Raw genomic sequence first — 19,544 nt, 5'->3', positions numbered from 1 at the left:
CTGCGCCGCCGCGGACGCGTCAGCGCTTGCGGCCCGGCTGCTGTTTCTTCCAGTAATCGAATGGCTCTTCGTGGCATTCGATGTCGAGTTCGGCGACCCGCGCATGCAAGCGTTCCTGCGCGTCGGCGATCGCGAGGTTGTAGATCGCCGGCGCGATTTCCTGAATGAAGAAATGCAGCAGCGCACCGGCCTGGATGTTGCCGATCGGCTCGTCCATGTTTTCTGTGAAATAGCGTTGCAGCGACGCGATCGCGCGGTCGCGTAGATCCTTGTCGAGTTCGATGGTCATCGGATTCCTTGGGGGGCTGTGACGCGGAGCCGGCGCTCCGCTCGATTCGGTTGCCGCCGGCCGCGGGCGTGTTGCGATCCGTCATGGCGATGCGCGCGGCCATTCGCCGGCCACCGATGCGGCGGACCGCCAATGCGATACTGCCATGACCGCCCATTTGCGGCATTGTCCATCCGGCCGGTGCCGTGGCGGCCGCGGGGTGCGTTAGAATTCCCGTCTTACACAACGATTTTTCCAAGTCCTCCCATGCTCGACATCCAGTTGCTGCGCAAAGACCTCGACGGCGTCGCCAAGCGCCTCGCCGATCGCGGCTACACCCTCGACGTCGCCGCTTTCTCCGCACTCGAAGCGGAACGCCGCGCGATCCAGACCCACACCGAAGAGCTCCAGGCGCGCCGCAACAGCCTGTCGAAGCAGATCGGCGCGATGAAGGGGAAGGGCGAGGACACGTCGGCCGTGATGGCCGAGGTCGGCGGGATCGGCGACGAGATGAAGGCGGGAGAAGCGAAGCTCGCCGACATTCAGGCGCGCCTGTCGGATCTGATGCTGGGCATGCCGAACGTCGCGCACGAAAGCGTGCCGGTCGGCAAGGACGAGGCCGACAACGTCGAGGCGCGCCGCTGGGGCACGCCGCGCCAGTTCGACTTCGAGGTGAAGGATCACGTCGACGTCGGCACGCCGCTCGGCCTCGATTTCGAGACGGGCGCGAAGCTCGCGGGTGCGCGCTTCACGATGCTGCGCGGCCCGATCGCGCGCCTGCACCGCGCGCTCGCGCAGTTCATGATCGACACGCATACGCAGCAGCACGGCTATACCGAAACGTATACGCCGTACATCGTGAATCCCGAGATCCTGTACGGTACGGGCCAGCTGCCGAAGTTCGCGGACGACATGTTCCGCGTCGAGAAGGGCGGCGCGGAAAACACGGTCACGCAATACCTGATCTCCACGTCCGAGATTTCGCTGACGAACACCGTGCGCGAGTCGATCGTCGACGCATCCGCGCTGCCGATCAAGCTCACCGCGCATTCCCCGTGCTTCCGCTCGGAAGCCGGTTCGTACGGCCGCGACACGCGCGGGATGATCCGTCAGCACCAGTTCGACAAGGTCGAGATGGTGCAGGTCGTCGCGCCGGAAACATCGTACGCGGCGCTCGACGAGATGGTCGGCCACGCGGAAGCGATCCTGCAGAAGCTCGGCCTGCCGTACCGCGTGATCACGCTGTGCACGGGCGACATGGGCTTCTCGGCCGCGAAGACGTTCGACCTCGAGGTGTGGCTGCCCGCGCAGAACACCTATCGCGAGATCTCGAGCTGCTCGAACACCGAGGCGTTCCAGGCGCGCCGGATGCAGGCGCGGTTCCGCAACGCGCAGGGCAAGCCGGAGCTCGTGCATACGCTGAACGGTTCGGGCCTGGCGGTCGGCCGCACGCTCGTCGCGGTGCTGGAAAACTACCAGAACGCGGACGGCTCGGTCACGGTGCCTGAAGTGCTGCGTCCGTACATGGGCGGCATGGAGCGCATCGCCGCGCCGGCACAGGCGTCGTAACGCGGGCCTTCCGAAGCCCTCGCAAAAAAATTTGCCGAAGGGGCTTGTCAGCCAGGAAAAGATCGTCTTATAATCTTTTCTTTCGCGGAAACGACCACCGCGAAATGCAGTAAGGAAGGAGAGGTGGCAGAGTGGTCGAATGTACCTGACTCGAAATCAGGCGTACGGTTTCCCCGTACCGTGGGTTCGAATCCCACCCTCTCCGCCAAAATACGAAGCCCCTTGATCCGGAAGGATCAAGGGGTTTTTCGTTTTGGGTCGCCGGCGACAATGTGTCGGTCGTCGTGCGCCGCTGGATGGCGGCCCTGCATACTGCGGAACAATCGCGCCACACGCGCGGCATTCGACCTGACCGGCCCGCACGGTACACGAGCCTTCGCTTTCCTCAGCTTTAAGCCTTCGATGTCCGCGCCGTTAACACGGTGCGGCGGCCGGCACTCATGCCACACGCCATCGTTCCACGTCGATTCAAGGTTCCATGAAGCTGAGCTACAAGATTCCTCTCGCATTTGCCGTCGCGCTGTCACTGATGTTCTGCGGCGCGCTATACGGCATCCACATCCTCAACCGGTCGATCGATACGTTTGCCGAAGACGTGCAGACGAACGTCGGCAACGAACGGCTCGTGTCGGCCTCGCTCGTGCAGTTCAAGCTGCAGGTGCAGGAATGGAAGGACACGCTGTTGCGCGGCAAACAACCCGAGAAGCTCGATCGATACTGGCAGGCATTCCAGACGCGCGAGCGCACGGTCGATTCGCTCGCCGCGCAGCTCGTCCATCGGCTGCCGGCCGGCGAGAGCCGCTCGCTCGTCGAGCAGTTCGTGCGCGCGCACGCGATGATGGGCGACGGCTACCGGCGCGGCCTCGACGCGTTCAAGGCCGCCGGTTTCGAGCCGTCGGCCGGCGACGCCGCCGTCGCGGGCGTCGACCGTGAGCCTGCCGCGCTGCTGGAGCGGGCGGCCCAGACGATCGCCGCCGAGAGTGCCGCCGTGTCGGCGAAGGCCAGCCGCGACGCACAGCGGGCGACCACCGTGAGCCTCGCCCTGATGCTGGTTGTGCTCGGCGTCGCGATGGTCGGCGCGTTCCTGTTCAGTCGCGCGATCTTGCGTCCGCTCGATCGCGCAGTGGCGTGTGCGCAGGCCGTCGCCGCCGGCGACCTGACACGCGACGTCGACGCAAGCGGCCGAGACGAGATCGCCCATCTGCTGCGGGCATTGCAGACGATGCAGACGAGTCTGTCTCGCGTCGTGCTCGAGGTGCGTACGCATGCCGAGGCCGTCGCAACCGCGAGCGCGCAGATCGCCTCCGGCAATCACGATCTGTCGTCGCGGACCGAATCGCAGGCCGCGTCGCTCGAGGAGACAGCCGCCAGCATGGCGCAGTTGACCGGCATCGTGCGCCAGTCGGCCGAGCACGCGCAACATGCGGCGCAACTGGCGCGCGATGCATCGAACATCGCGTCGTCCGGCGGCGGCGTGATGACGGACGCCGTCCACACGATGAACGGCATTGCCGATAGCGCGACGAAAGTCGGCGAAATCATCGCGGTGATCGACGGTATCGCATTCCAGACCAACATCCTTGCACTGAACGCAGCGGTCGAAGCCGCGCGCGCAGGGGAGCAGGGGCGCGGCTTCGCTGTCGTCGCGGCGGAGGTGCGCACGCTCGCGCAGCGTAGCGCGTCGGCCGCGAAGGAGATCAAGGGGCTCATCGAACAATCGACCCAGCGGGTCGACGAGGGCGCCGTGCTGATCGGCCGTGCGGGAGAATCGATTCACGAGATCGTGGACGCGGTGCAGCGCGTCACGACGATCGTCGGGGAAATCTCGTCCGCGTCGCAGGAGCAGAGCGGCGGCATCGATCAGGTGAACGTCGCGGTGACGCAGATGGACGAGGCGACCCAGCGCAATGCGGCGCTCGTCGAGCAGGCCGCGGCCGCGACCCACGCACTGGCCGAGCAGGCGAGCGCACTGCGGCATGCGGTGGCCGTGTTCAGGCTGCCTGAAATGGCGTGACGGCAGGGCTGTTGCGCCGGCCGCGGCGAGCGATGCGCGCCGGCTTTCGCCGGCCCTCATCGAGCATCACGCCGCCGCCGGATACTGCGCCAGCACCCTGTCGCGGATCGACGGCTTGATGTTCGATTGCGCCATGTCGCCGCGATAGTGCGCGACGACACGCGGGTTCATCACGCGATACCAGAGCGGCGGGACGTACGCGAACAGGATCATCGTCGCATAGCCGGCCGGCAATTGAGGCGCATCGTCGAAGTGGCGCAGCGCCTGGTACGAGCGCGTCGGATTCGCGTGATGGTCGGCGTGTCGCTGCAACTGGTACAGGAACAGGTTCGTGACGACGTGATTGCTGTTCCACGAATGCTGCGGCGTGCAGCGTTCGTAGCGGCCGCTCGGCAGCTTGCGACGGCCGAGCCCGTAGTGCTCGACGTAGTTCACGACTTCGAGCAGCGACGCGCCGTAGACGGCCTGGATCACGAGGAACGGGATCACGACCTTGCCGGCCATCGCGATCGCGATGCCCCACACGACGGCGGTCATCGCCCATGCGTGCAGCACTTCGTTGCGCCAGGTCCACGGCGAATGCCCGAGCCGCTCGAGGCGAGCCTTTTCGAGCCGCCACGCCGAGCGGATGCCGCCGGTCACCGTGCGCGGCAGGAACGCCCAGAACGACTCGCCGTAGCGCGCGCTCGCCGGATCCTCGGCCGTCGCGACGCGCACGTGATGGCCGCGATTGTGCTCGACGTAGAAGTGGCCGTACGCGACCGGCGCGAGCGTGATCTTCGCGAGCCAGCGTTCGAAGCGGTCGGTCTTGTGCCCCAGTTCGTGCGCGGTATTGATCGAGATGCCCGTCGCGGCGCCGAGCGACAGCGCGAAGCCGACGTAGTCGTACCACGCGAGCGCATGCGCGCCGACGATCCACACGCACATGAAGAACGCGACGTATTCGACGACAGTCGCGAGATAGACGATGTACCGGTAATAGCGTTCGCGTTCGAGATGCGGCACGACGGCTTCGGGCGGATTGTCGCGATCGTCGCCGATCAGCGTGTCGAGGATCGGGATCACGCCGAACGCGAACAGCGGGCCGAACCACCAGAACACATGAAGGCCCGTCGACAGCGCGAGCTGCGCGGCGAGGATCGGTAGCGTGATCGTCAGCGCGCCGAGCAGCCACAGGTAACGCTTGCCATCCGACCAGCCCGAAGCCGATCTGTCGGTCATTGCCATTGTCTCCCTCCAGTCGGCCGGCCCGCGGGCGGCCGCATGCAAGATTGTTCGAATCCTCGTGGTCCGCGACGTGCGCGGTGGCGCCGGCTCGCTGCCCGGTTCTGCCTGTTATACGACCGGTGCGCGCGCTTGCCAAACTCCGGCGCTAGGCGCGACGCTCCAAACGATGGGGTGCGCGCAACGTGCGTCGGGGAGGGGGCGACACGCGCTGATTGAAACATGCCGACGAGGGCGGATCGGCCCGCGCGGCGACGCGTTTGTCAGATGAATGGCTCGGTGTGCGGCGGGCACAGGGCCGGTATGACGGGGCGGCAACAAATGTTGCGTCGCAATAAAGAAGCCGGGGAAGGGTGGGCGCCGCGCACTTTTCGTTTACTAATATTACGTAGCATTACGGCTACGACGACGCACTGTAACGCGGCTCAAAAACCGGACGGCCGCGCATCGCAAGGAGAACGACGCGAAGCGCCGGATCACGCGATCGCGCTCACCGTCCGGCAGCCTGCGTCGATGCACCGATGCTGCACCTGCACACCAGGCGGCGCGTGTCGTCGCTGGTGACATCTGCCGCCTTTCGATTCGCGCTGCCATTTGAAAATTACGATTTGACTCATGCCCCGCTTTCGGTTGAAGCTACTAGCTTGCTGTCCGAAGGGGGCTGTGCCTGCATGAGTTCGACCTTGACCGTTCGTCGTATCGCTGCCGATCAGGGCGGCGTGTATCGCGAACTCCGCGCCGCATCGCTGCGTGAGCCCTACGCACCCGGCGAGGCGCCGGAGGCCGAATTGCTGACCGTCGATACGGACGCGGCGTCGGCAATTGCCGCGCAGCGCGCCGTGTCCGACGAGTCGACGACTTTCCTGCTGTACACCGAAGGCCACCCGGCCGGCATGATCGGCGCGTATTTCGACAACACGCCCGACCGGCGCGCGTTCGTCAGCGAACTGTGGGTCGCGCATGCGGTGCGTCACCTGCGCGGCGGCGTGCTGCTGCTGGAGACGGCCACCGCATGGCTCGCCGAGCGCGGCGCCACCGACGTCTACGCGTGGATCGCCGATGCGAACCGCAACGCGATCCGCTTCTACGAGCGTGCCGGTTTCGGCAACACCGGCGAACATGCGCCGATCGCACGGATGCCCGGCGCGATGAAATCGCTGTTCGTGTCGCAGGTGAAGCACTGACCCGACCACAAAACAGCCAGCCGCGCGGCGCGATGAAAGCCCGATCGCCCGCTGGCCTGCCCGCCTGCCGGTTGCGCGTCCGCCTGGGCCGCCGCGACCCCGCGTCCCAAAAATAATGGCCGCACGCGTGGACGCCTGTAAAATACGCAAAAAATTTTTGCAGAGTGTCCATGTCGCTTAAAAAATCGCCATTCTTCGAGCTGCGCAGCGGATCGGTCGATACGTTGCTGTTCACCGTGAAGACGACCGATCTCGACGCGTTGCGTACCGAACTGGTCAAGCGCTTCGAAGCGACCCCCGAATTTTTCGCCGACGATGTCGTCGCGATCGACGTCCGCCGCCTGGCTGACGGCGAACGCGTCGCGCTCGCGGATATCCGGCAGATGCTGAACGACGTGCGGATGCGTCCGGTGGGCGTCGTCGCACTGGCAACGCAGGGCTGGGCGGGGGAAGCCGGCCTGCCGTTGCTGGAGGCGCGCGATCGCCGCGCGCCGGCCGCGAAACCTGCCGACGAAGCGGAACCGCCGGTCGTGCCAGCCGTCGAGACCGCCGCCGCTGCGGCAGCCGCAGCGGTGCCCGAACAGTCGTCGGAGCCCGCGCCGACGCTCTTGCAGGCCGGCGGCCAGACGCTGGTGATCGACCGGCCGTTGCGTTCGGGGCAGCAGATTTACGCGAAAGGAGACCTCGTGGTGCTCGCGCCGGTCAGTCACGGCGCGGAAATCATCGCGGAAGGCAATATCCACATCTACGCGCCGTTGCGCGGCCGCGCACTCGCGGGCGTGCACGGCAATCACGACGCGCGCATTTTCTGCACGTGTCTCGAACCGGAACTGATTTCGATCGCGGGTATCTATCGAACCACCGAGAACCCGCTGCCCGCCGACGTACTGGGCAAATCGGTGCAGATCCGGCTCGAAGAGGAAAAACTGATGATCGAACCGCTGCGCCTGACGTGATTCACGCGGTGCGCTCCGGATCGATCGGCTCTCATTGACGAACACAGGGTATTGGGTAAATGGCAAAAATCATCGTGGTGACCTCGGGCAAGGGCGGCGTGGGCAAGACGACGACGAGCGCGAGCTTCGCGTCGGGCCTCGCGCTGCGCGGCCACAAGACGGCCGTGATCGACTTCGACGTCGGCCTGCGCAACCTCGATCTCATCATGGGCTGCGAGCGTCGCGTCGTGTATGACCTCGTGAACGTGATCCAGGGCGAAGCGAACCTGAACCAGGCGCTGATCAAGGACAAGAAGTGCGAGAACCTGTTCATCCTGCCGGCGTCGCAGACGCGCGACAAGGATGCGCTGACGCGCGACGGCGTCGAGAAGGTGCTGAACGACCTCGTCGCGATGGACTTCGACTTCATCGTCTGTGATTCGCCGGCCGGTATCGAAGCCGGCGCGCTGCACGCGATGTACTTCGCGGATGAAGCGCTGATCGTGACGAACCCGGAAGTGTCGTCGGTGCGCGACTCGGACCGCATTCTCGGCATCCTGTCGTCGAAGACGAAGCGCGCGACCGAAGGCAAGGAGCCGATCAAGGAACACCTGCTGATCACGCGTTACAGCCCGAAGCGCGTGAGCGAAGGCGAGATGCTGTCGCTCGAGGACATCAGCGAGATCCTGCGCATCAAGCTGATCGGCGTGGTGCCCGAGTCCGAAGCCGTGCTGCACGCATCGAACCAGGGTCTGCCGGCCGTGCATATCGACGGCACGGACGTCGCGGAAGCGTACAAGGACGTCGTCTCGCGCTTTCTCGGCGAGGACAAGCCGCTGCGCTTCACCGATTACCAGAAGCCGGGCCTGCTGCAGCGCCTCTTCGGCAGCAAGTAACGGAGGCCGCCCATGTCCATCCTTTCGTTTCTCCTCGGCGAGAAGAAGAAGTCCGCATCGGTCGCGAAGGAGCGCCTGCAGCTCATCATCGCGCACGAGCGGGTCGGCGGCCGGCCGCCGGCCGATTACCTGCCGGCGCTGCAGAAAGAGCTCGTCGCGGTCATCTCGAAGTACGTCCATATTTCGGACGATGACATCCGCGTGAGCCTCGAGCGCCAGGACGATCTCGAAGTCCTCGAAGTGAAGATCGAGATCCCGCAAGCCTGACGCTTGCGCGTGTCCCTCCGCACGGCGGCACCCGCCGCCGTGCGCGTCTTACGCCCTGTTGCACTTTCGGGCACGCCGTAACACGGTGCCTGTCGGCCGTAATCGACCCTCCCGCATTGAACGAATACGCTCGCGTGACTTGTTCAACCAGGAGGTTGTGATGGCCGTTTCTACCGTTTCACGTCGTATCGTTTCGCTCGCGCTGTTTGCCGCGGGCCTGTCAGCCGTCGTCGCGCCGTTTGCCGCGCACGCGGACGAGATTCTCGTCGGCACGCCCGTGCTCGCGCCGCAGGGACGCATGGTCATCGCGGAGCCGGTCGCCGTGCGCACCGGGGAAATCGTCGTCGTCGCGCCGAATGCGCCGCCGCCCGTGCGCTACGAGGTCGTACCGGCCGCGCGCGTGGGCTACGTGTGGGAGCGCGGGCACTGGCACTGGGATCATGGCCGCTACGTGTGGATCGGCGGCCACTGGGAAACCGAGCGCGTCGGCATGCAATGGGTGCCGGGGCATTGGGACCAGCGCGGTCCGAACTGGTTCTGGACGCGTGGCCACTGGGCTTGATGGAGGCGCGCGATGAAAAGAACCGCAATCGCCATCGTGCTCGTCGCGATCACGCTGGCCGGGTGCATCGTCGTGCCGGCGCGGCCGGTCTACTACCGGCCGGCGCCCGTCGTGATCTACTGAGCGTCGCGCGGGCCGTGCGGTTGCGTCGGACCATTTGCGTCGGTCGCAGCCGGCCCGGCGTCGCGCGGCGCCGACGCATGCGCGGCGCTGTCGGCCGCCGCGGCGGCCGGCTCGTCGTCGCCTTCATCGCGCAGCGTGTCGAGCGGATCGGCGGGGGCCGCGTTTGCATCCTGGGGTTCGGTCACGTCGGTCACGTTGCCCGCAGCGGCCGTTGCGGTGGCCGCGGCCGGCGCGGCGGCCGCGACGGGCGGCGCGAGATAGCGCTGCGCGAGCGTTTCGTAGAGCGGCGGCGCGAAAAACCGCGATACCCGGCTCGATACCAGTGCGGTCGCCATCAGCGAAATCACCAGCGCATGACCGTTGATCATTTCCATCACGATCACGAACGACGTGATCGGCGACTGCGTGACGGCGGCAAGATAGCCGACCATCGCGAGCGCGATCAGCATCGGCAGGCTCATGTTGCTGAACACGGTATGCAGCAGGTTGCCGAAGCCGGCGCCGATCGACAGCGACGGCGCGAAGATCCCGCCCGGGATGCCCGGCAGGTACGATGCGACCATCGAGATCATCTTCAGGAACGGGTAGAACACCGACAACTGCTGGCTGCCGTCGAGCAGGCCGCGCGCCTCGGCATAGCCGCTGCCGAACGTCGTGCCGCCGGACACGAGCCCGACGACGGCGATCGTGAAGCCGCACAGCGCGGCGAACGCGACCGGCCGCTCGCGGTACAGGCCCAGCAGTTGCGCGGGCAGCCAGCGCCCCGTGTTGAGCAGCAGCCAGCAGAACAGGCCGCCCGCGATGCCCGTCACGATCGCGGTGACCAGCACCGCGACCGCCAGCAGTTTCGGGAAATGGAGGCCGGCATTGATCGTACCGAAATACGTGTAGTTGCCGTTCAGACCGAGCGCGACCACGCCGGCAAGGATGATCGCGGTGATCAATACGCCGCTGGCGCGCGCGGAGAAGCTGCGGGTCAGTTCCTCGATTGCGAATACGATGCCGGCGAGCGGCGTATTGAACGCGGCCGACAGCCCGGCCGCCGCGCCGGCCAGCACCAGCTGGCGTTCGATCTGCGCGTTCGAGCGCGGGTAGAAGCGCCGCAGGTTGAACATCAGCGCCGCGCCGACCTGCACGGTCGGCCCCTCGCGGCCGATCGTGAAGCCGCCCAGGATGCCGAGGAACGAGATCAGCACCTTGCCGAACAGGATGCGCAGCGTCAGCAGCCGGGAGCCGAATGCGCTCGGGCGCGCATGCAGCGTCGCGATCACCTGCGGGATGCCGCTGCCCTCGGCGCCGCGAAAGAACCGGCGCGTGATCCAGACGGACATGGCTGCAATCGCCGGCGTCAGCAGCAGCGGCAGCCAGACGGCGTGATCGCGCATCGCGCGGAAGGTCTCGTAACCCCAGTCGATCAACCGGGCGTACAGTACGGCGGCGAGGCCGACGACGATCGCGCCGAGCCAGAAAACACCATATTGGCGCCAGATTCGCAGCGAACGGCGGGTGAGGGCGGGAAACAGCGACGGAAGGGCGGGGCGCGGCATTGGGGCGGGCCGGAGGGCAAAGAATGGATTATAAAAAGAACCGGATGCCAGCGGGGACGACAAAAGCCCGCGGAGAATGACAAAAATCCACAAAAGGATGCAATTTGTTGCAAATGTAATATTCGCGTAATGTCTGTACATAGCAACCGTCGTTAGCATGCCAGGATGGCCAGTCGAGAATTCCCGCAAATCGTGAAACGCATCCTTATCGTGAAAGTGACGTCGCTCGGCGACGTCGTCGAAACACTGCCCGTCGTCGCAGACCTGCATCGCGCCTTCCCCGGCGTGTCGGTCGACTGGGCCGTGGACGAATCGTGCGCGGAGATCGTGCGCTGGCATCCGGGCGTGAGCGCTGTCCTGTGCGCGCCGCTGCGCCGCTTCAAGAAATTGCGCAATGCCGGCGACCTGAAGGCGATCTCGTCATCGATCGGTGCGTTGCGTGCGCACCGATACGACGCGGTCATCGATCTGCACGGTGTTTACAAGAGCGCCATCATTGCGGCGCTGGCGCGCGCCGGGCGCCGCGTCGGTTACCAGACGCAGGATCTCGGCGAGGCAGGGGCGCGTTTTGCGTATTCGCATCGCTTTGGCCCGAAGCCTGAATGCGATGCATGGCACGGCATGCGCATTAGCGCGGGCGAGGCGCTCGGCTATGCGCCCGAGGGTATCGCCTCGTACGGGATCGAACCGCCTGATGCAACGTTGCCGCCTGTCGTTATCGAGGGTGCGCCGTTCATGCTGCTGTTCCACGCAACGTCGAATTCCGACAAGAAATGGCCGGCCGATCATTGGGCTGAACTGGCCACCCGGATGATGGCGCGCGGCTTGCGCGTGCTGCTGCCATGGGGCTCGTCGTCCGAGCATGGCGATGCGCAGGATATTGCGATGCGGGCGCCCGGAGCGGTTGTACTGCCGGCCATGTCGTTGGGCGAACTCGCCGCTACGATCGGCCGGGCTGCGCTGGTCGTCGGTGTTGATACGGGCTTGGTGCATCTGGCGCACGCGTTGCGGCGCCCGACCGTGATGATTTTCGTGGCCACGTCGCGTGCCCACTTCGGCATTGGCGGCGCACCGCACGCACTGTCGATCGGTGAGGCCGGCGCTGCGCCGAGCGTTGACGACGCGATGGAAGCAATCGATACCGTGGGACCGCTCTACGACGTGTTGCCGGTGCAGGCAGTAGCCTGACGGTTAGGGGTGGACTTACGCCAGCAACACCTCGACCGTGACGACGGCGGCGATGGCCGCCAGATTCGCCAGCAGCGCCTCGAACACGAGGCCGCGCCAGGTCTTCGGCCGGAACCGCAGCGCGAGCAGCAGCGCGCCACCCAGCGCGAGCGCAAGGATCATGACGAGATCGGCATTGGCGAGGCGGATATTCATGGCGGCGGCTCCTGTCGGGGCGGGATCCCCGGGCGCGCAACGACGCGCCCAGGATCGAGTATAGAGAGCGCTCGCCGCCGTACAACCCGGGTCGCCCCGGAGGGTCAGACGAGCGACGCGTCGCGCGTTTCGCGCATCAGCAGGACGCCGATCAGGCTGATCGCCGCCGCCACCGACACATAGCCGCCGACCCACGACAGCCCGCCGCGCGCAGCCAGCAGTTGCGCGATATACGGTGCGATCGACGCGCCGAGAATCCCGCCGAGGTTGTACGCGACGCCCGCGCCCGTATAGCGGACGTTGGTCGGGAACAACTCCGGCAGCAGCGCGCCCATCGGGGCGAACGTCACGCCCATCAGGAACAGCTCGATCGTCAGGAACAGCGCGACGAGAGGCATCGAGCCGCTGCCGAGCAGCGGCTCCATCGCGAATCCCGACAGCAGCGCCGCGATCGCGCCGACGATCAGCACCGGCCTGCGCCCGAAGCGGTCCGACGCCCATGCGGACAGCGGCGTCGCGAGGCCCATGAAGACGACCGCGAAACACAGCAGGCCGAGGAAGCTCTGGCGCGGAATATGCAATGCCGACACGCCGTACGACAGCGAGAACACCGTCGAGATGTAGAACAGCGTGTAGCAGACGACCATCGCGAGCGCGCCGAGCAGCGTCGGCTGCCAGTGTTGCGTGACGAGCGTCGCGACCGGCACGCGCACGCGCTCGTTGCGGTCGAGTGCGGCCTGGAACGCGGGCGTTTCGGTGATCTTGAGCCGCACGTACAGGCCGAGCGCGACGAGCACCGCGCTGACGAGGAACGGAATGCGCCAGCCCCAACTGCGGAACTGCTCGTCGGACAACGACAGCGCGAGCGCGAAGAACAGGCCGTTCGACATCAGGAAGCCGACCGAAGGCCCCAGTTGCGGGAACATCCCGAACCAGCCGCGCTTGCCCTGCGGCGCGTGCTCGGTCGCGAGCAGCGCCGCGCCGCCCCATTCGCCGCCGAGGCCGATCCCCTGGCCGAAGCGCAGCACGCACAGCAGCACCGGCGCGAGCGCGCCGATCGTGTCATAGCCGGGCACGAAGCCGATCGCGGTGGTGGACACGCCCATCACGAGCAGCGATGCGACGAGCGTCGACTTGCGGCCGATACGGTCGCCGAAGTGCCCGAACAGGAACGAGCCGATCGGGCGCGCGATGAACGCGATGCCGAACGTGACGAACGCGGACAGCGCCTGTGCCGTCGCGGAGCCGTGCGGGAAGAACACGGGGCCGATGACGAGCGCGGCGGCCGTCGCGTACACGTAGAAATCGTAGAACTCGATCGCGGTGCCGATGAAGCTCGCGAACACGATGCGCCGGTGGCTGACGGCGCCGGCCGAACCGGTTGCGTGTGCAACGGTCGGGGGGGATGCGGACATGGATGTCTCCGTTTTGTCGTTGGGGCAGCGGCTGGGCGTGCGCTCGGGCAGGCGTCTGCCTGCCGGGAGCAGCCGGGCAAATGATTGATGCGGATGACGCGGTGGCGGCGTGGACGCGCGCCGTGGCGCGGACGTCACCCGCCGGTCGACGATGGAGACGGGTACGTCGCCGCCGCCCGGTGCCGGCGTGGTCGGCTCGCTTGCCGGGTGGGGCGCGCGAACGCACGCGCGGCGTGATGGCCGCGCGAGTGCGGAAAATTATAGCCAGCGCCGCCGCCCACCGGCAATCGGACTGCGGCGGCGCGTCAGTCGATCGACTGCGCCTGCGCGGAGGCGGTGCTTTGCAGCTGGAAGTGGCCGTCGTCGTTGAAGAGCCAGCCTTCCATCAGTTCGAGCCGGCCGTTGCCGTCGAGCAGCCGCGACGGCGGCGCCGGCAGCGGAGCCGAGCGGCGCAGCGACGCGAGCGCGAGCGCTTCCGCTTCGCTGTCGCCGTTGCTGCGATAGACGGATGCGTTGATCACGCGGCCGCTGCCATCGACGGTGAAGGCGACGACGACGAGCGAACGCAGCATGGCCTGCGGTTTGCCGTGCAGCATGCCGGACGGATTGCGCTCGGCGACACGATGCGCGACCTCGACGCGATACTGGTCGAGATTCCCGCTGCGTATGACCGACGGAATCGTCAGGACGGAGCGTAGCGACGAAGGCGGCGTGATCGTGCACGCGGCAAGCAGGGCGACGGCGGCCAGCGCAGCAACACGCAGCCGGGCGACGCGCGGACGGAGAAGGGGGCGCATGAGGTGATGGTCAGGAGGGACGATAAAAAAATGATAGGCGCACCGACACGAGACGATATGGGGGGAAACGCATAGCGCGCCGGATCGGTCGCAGCGATCGCTGATGATGACGGCCGGGCGCCGCGTCGAGCAACGTGCGTCGTGCGTGGTGCGTCGCGATGTGACGCGACATGTGACAGCGCCCGCGGGGCACGCGCGTGTTGCAAAGGTTGAACGCCACGACACTCGGCGATCGTCCGGCGGGGCGGCGCGGTCAGCCGATGCGGCACTTCGGCTAGCCGTCCGCGCGATCCCAAGCGATGCGGGCCGGCCGCGTCAGAAGCCGTGCGTCACGAGCGACAGTACCGACAGGTCGGGGTGCGTGCCGTCGATGATGCTCTTGCCGATGTGCACGGCTTCGTGGGTCGCCTCGTCGACGCTCGCGAAGCTTTCCTCGCCGTCCGCGTGGAACGGCACCGCATGGCCGGGCAGCGCGGGATTCACGCCCGGATGGCACACGTAGCCGGTGTAGGTATAGCGCGTGTCGCTGCCGGGCATCGCGGCCGGCACGACATGGATCTCGAAGCCTTCGTAATCGACGTGGTCCGTCGCGGTCGACAGGTCGGTCATGGCGATCTCCGTGTGCCGCACGCAGGGGTGGCGCGTGCGGCATCGAATACATCGAACACGCGGCGGCTTTCGTGTCGCCGTGTTGAACGAATTCTAGGCGATGGCGGGGCGGGCCGGGAGGCGTCCGGCGGTGTGCGGTGACATGCGTCCGGGCGCGCCGACGATCGGGCGCCGATTCCGTTGGCGAGCGACGGAAATGAGGATCATCGTATTTTTCGCGTCCGGCGCGTCCGTGTACGCCGCCACCGCCCGTGCCTGCCGGTCAGGTGCCGCGCAAGGCGCGGCGTGAACGCACGTTCCGTCTCGACTGACGGGCGTGTCGCACCGCGACTTCGTTACTTGCAGCGCGCGTCCTTGCGTTGCACGACGACGATTACCGGATACTTCTGGCCATGGTCGAGTTCCACGCGCGCGACGACGGTCAGCGTCGCCGGATCGGAATCGTCGTACACGCTGACCTGTTCGTTGCGCAGGTAGGTCACGCCGGTGCAGTTCGACGTGCGTCCGTCGTCGGCCACCTTGCACTGCAGCTCGTTGTCCTTCAGGTAGTTGTACGGCGACGGGCTCGCGAGATATTCGCTCAGGCCGCGCGGCGAACCGCCGACGCCGGTCACGTACGCGATCGCGCACGACGCCTGCGCGTCGCTGCCGGAGGCGGTGTCGGCCGCTGCATGCGTGCTGACGGCGGCCAGCACGGCGACGAGCGACGAGACGAGGAAGGGCTTCATGACGTGGATTTCCCGTTTCGCGAATCGGAGCGCGGGATTGTAACGGCATCCGGCGCGATGCGTCGGAACGTGCGGGGCGCACGCGTGCGGACAAACAAAAACCCCGTCATTCTGCGAATGGACGGGGTTCGGCGAACTTCCTGGCGGAAGCGGTGAGATTCGAACTCACGGACAGTTTCCCGTCGCTGGTTTTCAAGACCAGTGCCTTAAACCGCTCGGCCACGCTTCCACACGAGGCGGCATTGTAACCGAAATGCCGCCCCGTTCATTCGTTCAGTCGTCGCGCAGGAACAATTCCTGCAGGTCGTTGAGGAAACGCTGGCCGAGCGGCGTCGGCGCGATTTGCGTGAAATCGCGCGTGATCAGCCCGCGCCGTTCGGCTTCCTTCAGCGCCGGCTCGATCGTGCTCATCGGCAGGCCCGTGCGTTCGGCGAAGCTGTGCACGGGGAAGCCCTCGACGAGCCGCAGCGTGTTCAGCATGAATTCGAACGGCAGGTCGCGCGCGCCGACTTCACGCTCTTCCTGCACGGCCGTGCCGGCCTTCGCCTGTTCGATGAAGGTCGCCGGATGCTTGTAGCGTGCCTGCCGCAGGATCCGGTTCGGGAACGACAGCTTCGTATGGGCACCCGCCCCGATCCCGAGATAGTCGCCGAAGCGCCAGTAGTTCAGGTTGTGCTTGCACTGATGATTCGGCTTCGCGTACGCGGATACTTCGTAGCGCCCGTAACCGGCTTCGGCCGTGCGCGCATGGATCCATTCCTGCATGTCGGCCGACGCGTCGTCGTCGGGGACGACGGGCGGGAACTTCGCGAACAGCGTATTCGGCTCGAGCGTCAGGTGATACAGCGACAGGTGCGGCGGCGCGAACGACAGCGCGGTCTCGATGTCGGTGCGGCATTCGTCGAGCGTCTGGTTCGGCAGCGCGAACATCAGGTCGAGGTTGAAGTTGTCGAAGTTCTTCGCGGCGATCTCGACGGCCGCACGGGCCTGCGCGGTGTCGTGAATCCGGCCGAGCGCCTTCAGGTGCGCTTCGTTGAAGCTCTGGATGCCGACCGACAGGCGGTTCACGCCGCTTGCGCGGAACTGCGCGAACTTCGCGGCTTCGAACGTGCCCGGATTCGCCTCGAGCGTGATCTCGGCATCGGCGTCGAGCGGCAGCAGCGCGCGCACGTCGGACAGCATCCGATCGAGGCCGGCCGCCGACAGCAGGCTCGGCGTGCCGCCGCCGATGAACACGGTATGCACCTGGCGACCCCACACGAGCGGCAGCGCCTGCTCGAGATCGGCACGCAACGCGTCGAGATAGTCGGCTTCCGGAAACCGTTCGCCTTTCCATTCGTGCGAGTTGAAATCGCAGTACGGGCACTTGCGCACGCACCACGGGAAATGCACGTACAGCGCGAGCGGCGGCAGCGACGTGAGGCGCACCTGGCCGGGCGACGTGAAGGTCGCGACGACGCGCGCGCCGGTTTCCGCGGCCTGGCTCATGGCACCTCCCGCAGTGAAGGGGTATCGGGTACGGTCATGCTTCCTCCGCGAGCCGCGCGAGCAACGCCTTCAGCGCCAGCGCGCGATGGCTGTGCGTGTTCTTCACGGCTGGCTCGAGTTCGGCGGCCGTCGCGCCGAGCGACGGCAGGTAGAAATACGGGTCGTAGCCGAATCCGTGTTCACCGCGCGGCGTATCGACGATCTCGCCGGCCCAGCGCCCTTCGGCGAACAGCGGTTCCGGATCGTCCGCATGGCGGACGAGCGCGAGCACGCAGCAGTAATAGGCGCGCCGGTCGTCGACGCCGCGCAGCTGCTCGACGAGATACGCGTTGTTCGCCGCGTCGCCCTGGTCGCGGCCCGCGCGCTGCGCGTAGCGCGCCGAGTAGACGCCCGGCGCGCCGCGCAGCACGCGCACGCACAGGCCCGAATCGTCGGCGATCGCCGGCAGCCCGGTGAGCCGCGACGCGTGGCGCGCCTTGGTCAGCGCGTTCTCGATGAACGTGCCGAACGGCTCTTCCGCCTCCGGCACCGCGAGGTCGCCCTGCGGGACGATCTCGATGCCGACCGTCGAGAACAGCGCGGTGAATTCGCGCAGCTTGCCCGGGTTGTTCGACGCGAGAACGATGCGCGACAGCGGCGCGAGGGTGAGGTCGTCAGGCATGGCCCGCGCCCAGGACATCTTTCTGCAACTGCACCAGCTCGGCGATCCCGCCCTGCGCGAGGTCGAGCAGCGCGTTCATCTCGGCGCGCGAGAACGGCACGCCTTCGGCCGTGCCCTGCACTTCGACGAAGCCGCCCGCGCCCGTCATCACGACGTTCATGTCGGTGTCGCAGCGCGAATCTTCCGCGTAGTCGAGGTCGAGCACGGGCGCGCCTTCGTACACGCCGACCGAGATCGCGGCGACATGGTCGGTGATCGGCGAGCGCGCGAGCTTGCCGGCCGCGATCAGCGTCGACACGGCGTCGTGCGCGGCGACGAACGCGCCGGTGATGCTGGCCGTGCGCGTGCCGCCGTCGGCCTGGATCACGTCGCAGTCGATATGGATCGTGCGCGGGCCGAGCGCCTCGAGATCGAACACCGCGCGCAGCGCGCGGCCGATCAGGCGCTGAATTTCCTGCGTGCGGCCCGTCTGCTTGCCGCGCGCGGCTTCACGGTCGCTGCGCGTGTGGGTCGCGCGCGGCAGCATCCCGTATTCAGCGGTCAGCCAGCCTTGCCCGCGCTCGCGCAGGAACTCGGGCACGCGCTCGGCGACGCTTGCGGTGCAGAGCACCTTGGTGTCGCCGAATTCGACCAGCACGGAGCCTTCGGCGTGTTTCGTGTAGTGGCGCGTGAGGGCGACCTTGCGCAGTGCGTCGGCGCGGCGGCCGCTCGGGCGGGAAACGGAAGACGTCATGGGGAAATCGCGGAAGGAGAGGAAACCCCGATTTTAGCGCCGAACGGCGGGCGTGCCCGGCGGAATGGTCCGCAAAAATGGGATAATGCGCGCTTCCCGCCCCGCGCCTTCCGATGCGCCGGGCGCCTCGATGTATCCCCCCGCCCGCGAGGGCACCAGACGGCGAGACGAACCATGATCTACAGCATGACGGGCTACGCGAGCGCGACGCGCGAACTCGCGACGGCCACCGGCAACGGCGGCACCAGCGTGTCGGTCGAACTGCGCACCGTGAACTCGCGCTTCCTCGATCTCAATTTCCGGATGCCGGACGACGTGCGCGCGTGCGAACCCGCGCTGCGCGAAATGCTGATGAACAAGCTGTCGCGCGGCAAGGTCGACGTGCGCATCAATCTGCAGCGCGGCGAGCAGAGCATCGGCGCGGGCGCGCTGAACCAGTCGGCGCTCGGCCAGCTTGCCGATCTCGAACGCGCGGTGCTCGATTCGTTCCCGGGCGTCGGCCGCCTGCGCGCGGGTGAAATCCTGCGCTGGCCCGGCGTGCTCGCCGAGAGCGGCGTGTCGGCCGAAGCGATCCGCGACGCGGTGCTCGCGTGCGGCAAGGAAGCGATCGGCGAGCTTGTCGTCGTGCGTTCGCGCGAAGGCGCGCAACTGGCGACGATGCTGCTGTCGAACGTCACCGAGATGGAGGCGATCGTCGCGCGCATCACGCCGCTCGTGCCGGAGCTGATCGCGAAGCACCAGCAGAAGATCGTCGAGCGGCTGCAGGAAGCGCTCGGCCTCGCGGCGCCCGAAGGCGGCTCGACGGTCGTCACGCGCGAGGAAGCCGCGGAGCGCATCCGTCAGGAAGTGACGATGTACGGGATCCGGATCGACATCGCGGAAGAGCTGTCGCGGCTCACCGCGCACCTGAACGAAACGCGTCACGTGATCGAGAAGGGCGGCCGCGTCGGCAAGCGTCTCGACTTCATGATGCAGGAACTGAATCGCGAAGCGAACACGCTCGGCTCGAAGGCGGCGGCGAAGGAACTCGCCGACGCGTCGATGGCGCTGAAGCTGCTGATCGAGCAGATGCGCGAGCAAGTGCAAAACCTGGAGTAAAAGAGATGAAACGACCCCCACGCTCACTACGTTCGCTTGGGGG

General features: G+C 66.8%; 20 protein-coding genes and 2 tRNA genes. 10 read left to right on the top strand and 12 right to left on the bottom strand.

Annotated elements, in window-relative coordinates; translation table 11 throughout:
* Nucleotides 1-19: 19 nt before the first annotated feature.
* Nucleotides 20-289 carry a DUF2164 domain-containing protein gene (locus tag HWX03_RS11940; RefSeq protein WP_175871361.1) on the bottom strand — a complete coding sequence of 90 codons (270 nt, stop codon included), beginning with the start codon at nucleotides 287-289 and terminating at the stop codon, nucleotides 20-22.
* 246 nt (nucleotides 290-535) lie between these two features.
* Here HWX03_RS11940 and serS point away from each other — a divergent pair, with 246 nt between their 5' ends.
* The 3 genes from serS (at nucleotide 536) to HWX03_RS11925 (ending at nucleotide 3,851) form a co-directional block, all read left to right on the top strand.
* Nucleotides 536-1,837 carry a serine--tRNA ligase gene (gene serS, locus HWX03_RS11935; RefSeq protein WP_175871360.1) on the top strand — a complete coding sequence of 434 codons (1,302 nt, stop codon included), beginning with the start codon at nucleotides 536-538 and terminating at the stop codon, nucleotides 1,835-1,837.
* A gap of 117 nt (nucleotides 1,838-1,954) precedes the next feature.
* Nucleotides 1,955-2,045: transfer RNA gene (locus HWX03_RS11930), tRNA-Ser, on the top strand.
* 270 nt (nucleotides 2,046-2,315) lie between these two features.
* Nucleotides 2,316-3,851, top strand: a complete 1,536-nt coding sequence (locus HWX03_RS11925) for a methyl-accepting chemotaxis protein (protein ID WP_175871359.1) — start codon at nucleotides 2,316-2,318, stop codon at nucleotides 3,849-3,851.
* Nucleotides 3,852-3,917: 66 nt separating this feature from the next.
* Here HWX03_RS11925 and HWX03_RS11920 read toward each other — a convergent pair whose 3' ends face one another.
* Nucleotides 3,918-5,078 (bottom strand): alkane 1-monooxygenase, encoded by a 1,161-nt coding sequence (locus tag HWX03_RS11920; RefSeq protein WP_175871358.1) that lies wholly within the window; start codon nucleotides 5,076-5,078, stop codon nucleotides 3,918-3,920.
* Nucleotides 5,079-5,596: 518 nt separating this feature from the next.
* Here HWX03_RS11920 and HWX03_RS11915 point away from each other — a divergent pair.
* The 5 genes from HWX03_RS11915 (at nucleotide 5,597) to HWX03_RS11895 (ending at nucleotide 8,919) form a co-directional block, all read left to right on the top strand.
* Complete coding sequence (locus HWX03_RS11915) at nucleotides 5,597-6,259, top strand: GNAT family N-acetyltransferase (protein ID WP_244132629.1); 663 nt, start codon at nucleotides 5,597-5,599, stop codon at nucleotides 6,257-6,259.
* 170 nt (nucleotides 6,260-6,429) lie between these two features.
* Nucleotides 6,430-7,215 carry a septum site-determining protein MinC gene (minC, locus tag HWX03_RS11910; protein ID WP_175871357.1) on the top strand — a complete coding sequence of 262 codons (786 nt, stop codon included), beginning with the start codon at nucleotides 6,430-6,432 and terminating at the stop codon, nucleotides 7,213-7,215.
* Nucleotides 7,216-7,274: 59 nt separating this feature from the next.
* Entirely contained in the window at nucleotides 7,275-8,090 is an 816-nt protein-coding gene (gene minD, locus HWX03_RS11905) for a septum site-determining protein MinD (RefSeq protein ID WP_175871356.1), read from the top strand.
* A 12-nt stretch (nucleotides 8,091-8,102) separates the two neighbouring features.
* Nucleotides 8,103-8,357, top strand: coding sequence for a cell division topological specificity factor MinE (gene minE, locus HWX03_RS11900; RefSeq protein WP_006476634.1), 255 nt, complete (start codon nucleotides 8,103-8,105; stop codon nucleotides 8,355-8,357).
* Between the two features lie 160 nt (nucleotides 8,358-8,517).
* Nucleotides 8,518-8,919 (top strand): YXWGXW repeat-containing protein, encoded by a 402-nt coding sequence (locus tag HWX03_RS11895; RefSeq protein ID WP_175871355.1) that lies wholly within the window; start codon nucleotides 8,518-8,520, stop codon nucleotides 8,917-8,919.
* Nucleotides 8,920-9,035: 116 nt separating this feature from the next.
* Here the strand turns inward: HWX03_RS11895 and HWX03_RS11890 are convergent, their stop codons facing one another.
* Nucleotides 9,036-10,589 carry a chloride channel protein gene (locus HWX03_RS11890; protein ID WP_175871354.1) on the bottom strand — a complete coding sequence of 518 codons (1,554 nt, stop codon included), beginning with the start codon at nucleotides 10,587-10,589 and terminating at the stop codon, nucleotides 9,036-9,038.
* A 192-nt stretch (nucleotides 10,590-10,781) separates the two neighbouring features.
* Here HWX03_RS11890 and waaC point away from each other — a divergent pair, with 192 nt between their 5' ends.
* On the top strand, nucleotides 10,782-11,777 hold the full coding sequence (gene waaC, locus HWX03_RS11885; protein WP_175820339.1) for a lipopolysaccharide heptosyltransferase I: 996 nt from the start codon (nucleotides 10,782-10,784) through the stop codon (nucleotides 11,775-11,777).
* A gap of 15 nt (nucleotides 11,778-11,792) precedes the next feature.
* On the opposite strand, the gene HWX03_RS11880 is transcribed toward waaC, so the two are convergent.
* The 9 genes from HWX03_RS11880 to rph all read right to left on the bottom strand — a co-directional run bounded on the left by HWX03_RS11880 (nucleotide 11,793) and on the right by rph (nucleotide 18,403).
* Nucleotides 11,793-11,972, bottom strand: coding sequence for a hypothetical protein (locus HWX03_RS11880; RefSeq protein ID WP_175820338.1), 180 nt, complete (start codon nucleotides 11,970-11,972; stop codon nucleotides 11,793-11,795).
* Nucleotides 11,973-12,076: 104 nt separating this feature from the next.
* Nucleotides 12,077-13,387 (bottom strand): MFS transporter, encoded by a 1,311-nt coding sequence (locus HWX03_RS11875; RefSeq protein WP_174387689.1) that lies wholly within the window; start codon nucleotides 13,385-13,387, stop codon nucleotides 12,077-12,079.
* Nucleotides 13,388-13,692: 305 nt separating this feature from the next.
* Complete coding sequence (locus HWX03_RS11870; RefSeq protein WP_175871353.1) at nucleotides 13,693-14,184, bottom strand: energy transducer TonB; 492 nt, start codon at nucleotides 14,182-14,184, stop codon at nucleotides 13,693-13,695.
* 315 nt (nucleotides 14,185-14,499) lie between these two features.
* Nucleotides 14,500-14,793, bottom strand: coding sequence for a hypothetical protein (locus tag HWX03_RS11865; protein ID WP_050011588.1), 294 nt, complete (start codon nucleotides 14,791-14,793; stop codon nucleotides 14,500-14,502).
* A 335-nt stretch (nucleotides 14,794-15,128) separates the two neighbouring features.
* Nucleotides 15,129-15,521, bottom strand: coding sequence for a hypothetical protein (locus HWX03_RS11860; RefSeq protein ID WP_175871352.1), 393 nt, complete (start codon nucleotides 15,519-15,521; stop codon nucleotides 15,129-15,131).
* 141 nt (nucleotides 15,522-15,662) lie between these two features.
* Nucleotides 15,663-15,750, bottom strand: a tRNA-Ser gene (locus HWX03_RS11855).
* A gap of 44 nt (nucleotides 15,751-15,794) precedes the next feature.
* Nucleotides 15,795-17,009: a radical SAM family heme chaperone HemW gene (gene hemW / locus HWX03_RS11850; RefSeq protein WP_174387685.1), complete on the bottom strand. Its 1,215-nt coding sequence runs from the start codon at nucleotides 17,007-17,009 to the stop codon at nucleotides 15,795-15,797.
* 34 nt (nucleotides 17,010-17,043) lie between these two features.
* The gene (gene rdgB / locus HWX03_RS11845) at nucleotides 17,044-17,670 is read right to left on the bottom strand and encodes an RdgB/HAM1 family non-canonical purine NTP pyrophosphatase (protein ID WP_175871351.1); all 627 of its coding nucleotides are present in this window, start codon (nucleotides 17,668-17,670) and stop codon (nucleotides 17,044-17,046) included.
* Nucleotides 17,663-18,403: a ribonuclease PH gene (gene rph / locus HWX03_RS11840; protein WP_175871350.1), complete on the bottom strand. Its 741-nt coding sequence runs from the start codon at nucleotides 18,401-18,403 to the stop codon at nucleotides 17,663-17,665. Before rph ends, rdgB begins: the two co-directional genes overlap by 8 nt.
* 174 nt (nucleotides 18,404-18,577) lie before the next feature.
* On the opposite strand from rph, the gene HWX03_RS11835 reads away from it, so the two are divergent.
* Complete coding sequence (locus HWX03_RS11835; RefSeq protein ID WP_027783821.1) at nucleotides 18,578-19,501, top strand: YicC/YloC family endoribonuclease; 924 nt, start codon at nucleotides 18,578-18,580, stop codon at nucleotides 19,499-19,501.
* The last annotated feature ends 43 nt before the right edge of the window (nucleotides 19,502-19,544 follow it).

The sequence above is a fragment of the Burkholderia sp. BCC0397 genome, from assembly GCF_902832865.1.
Taxonomy (GTDB): domain Bacteria; phylum Pseudomonadota; class Gammaproteobacteria; order Burkholderiales; family Burkholderiaceae; genus Burkholderia.
The sequence above is the reverse complement of the archived record's forward strand: the minus strand, read 5'-3'. Positions and strand labels throughout refer to the sequence as shown.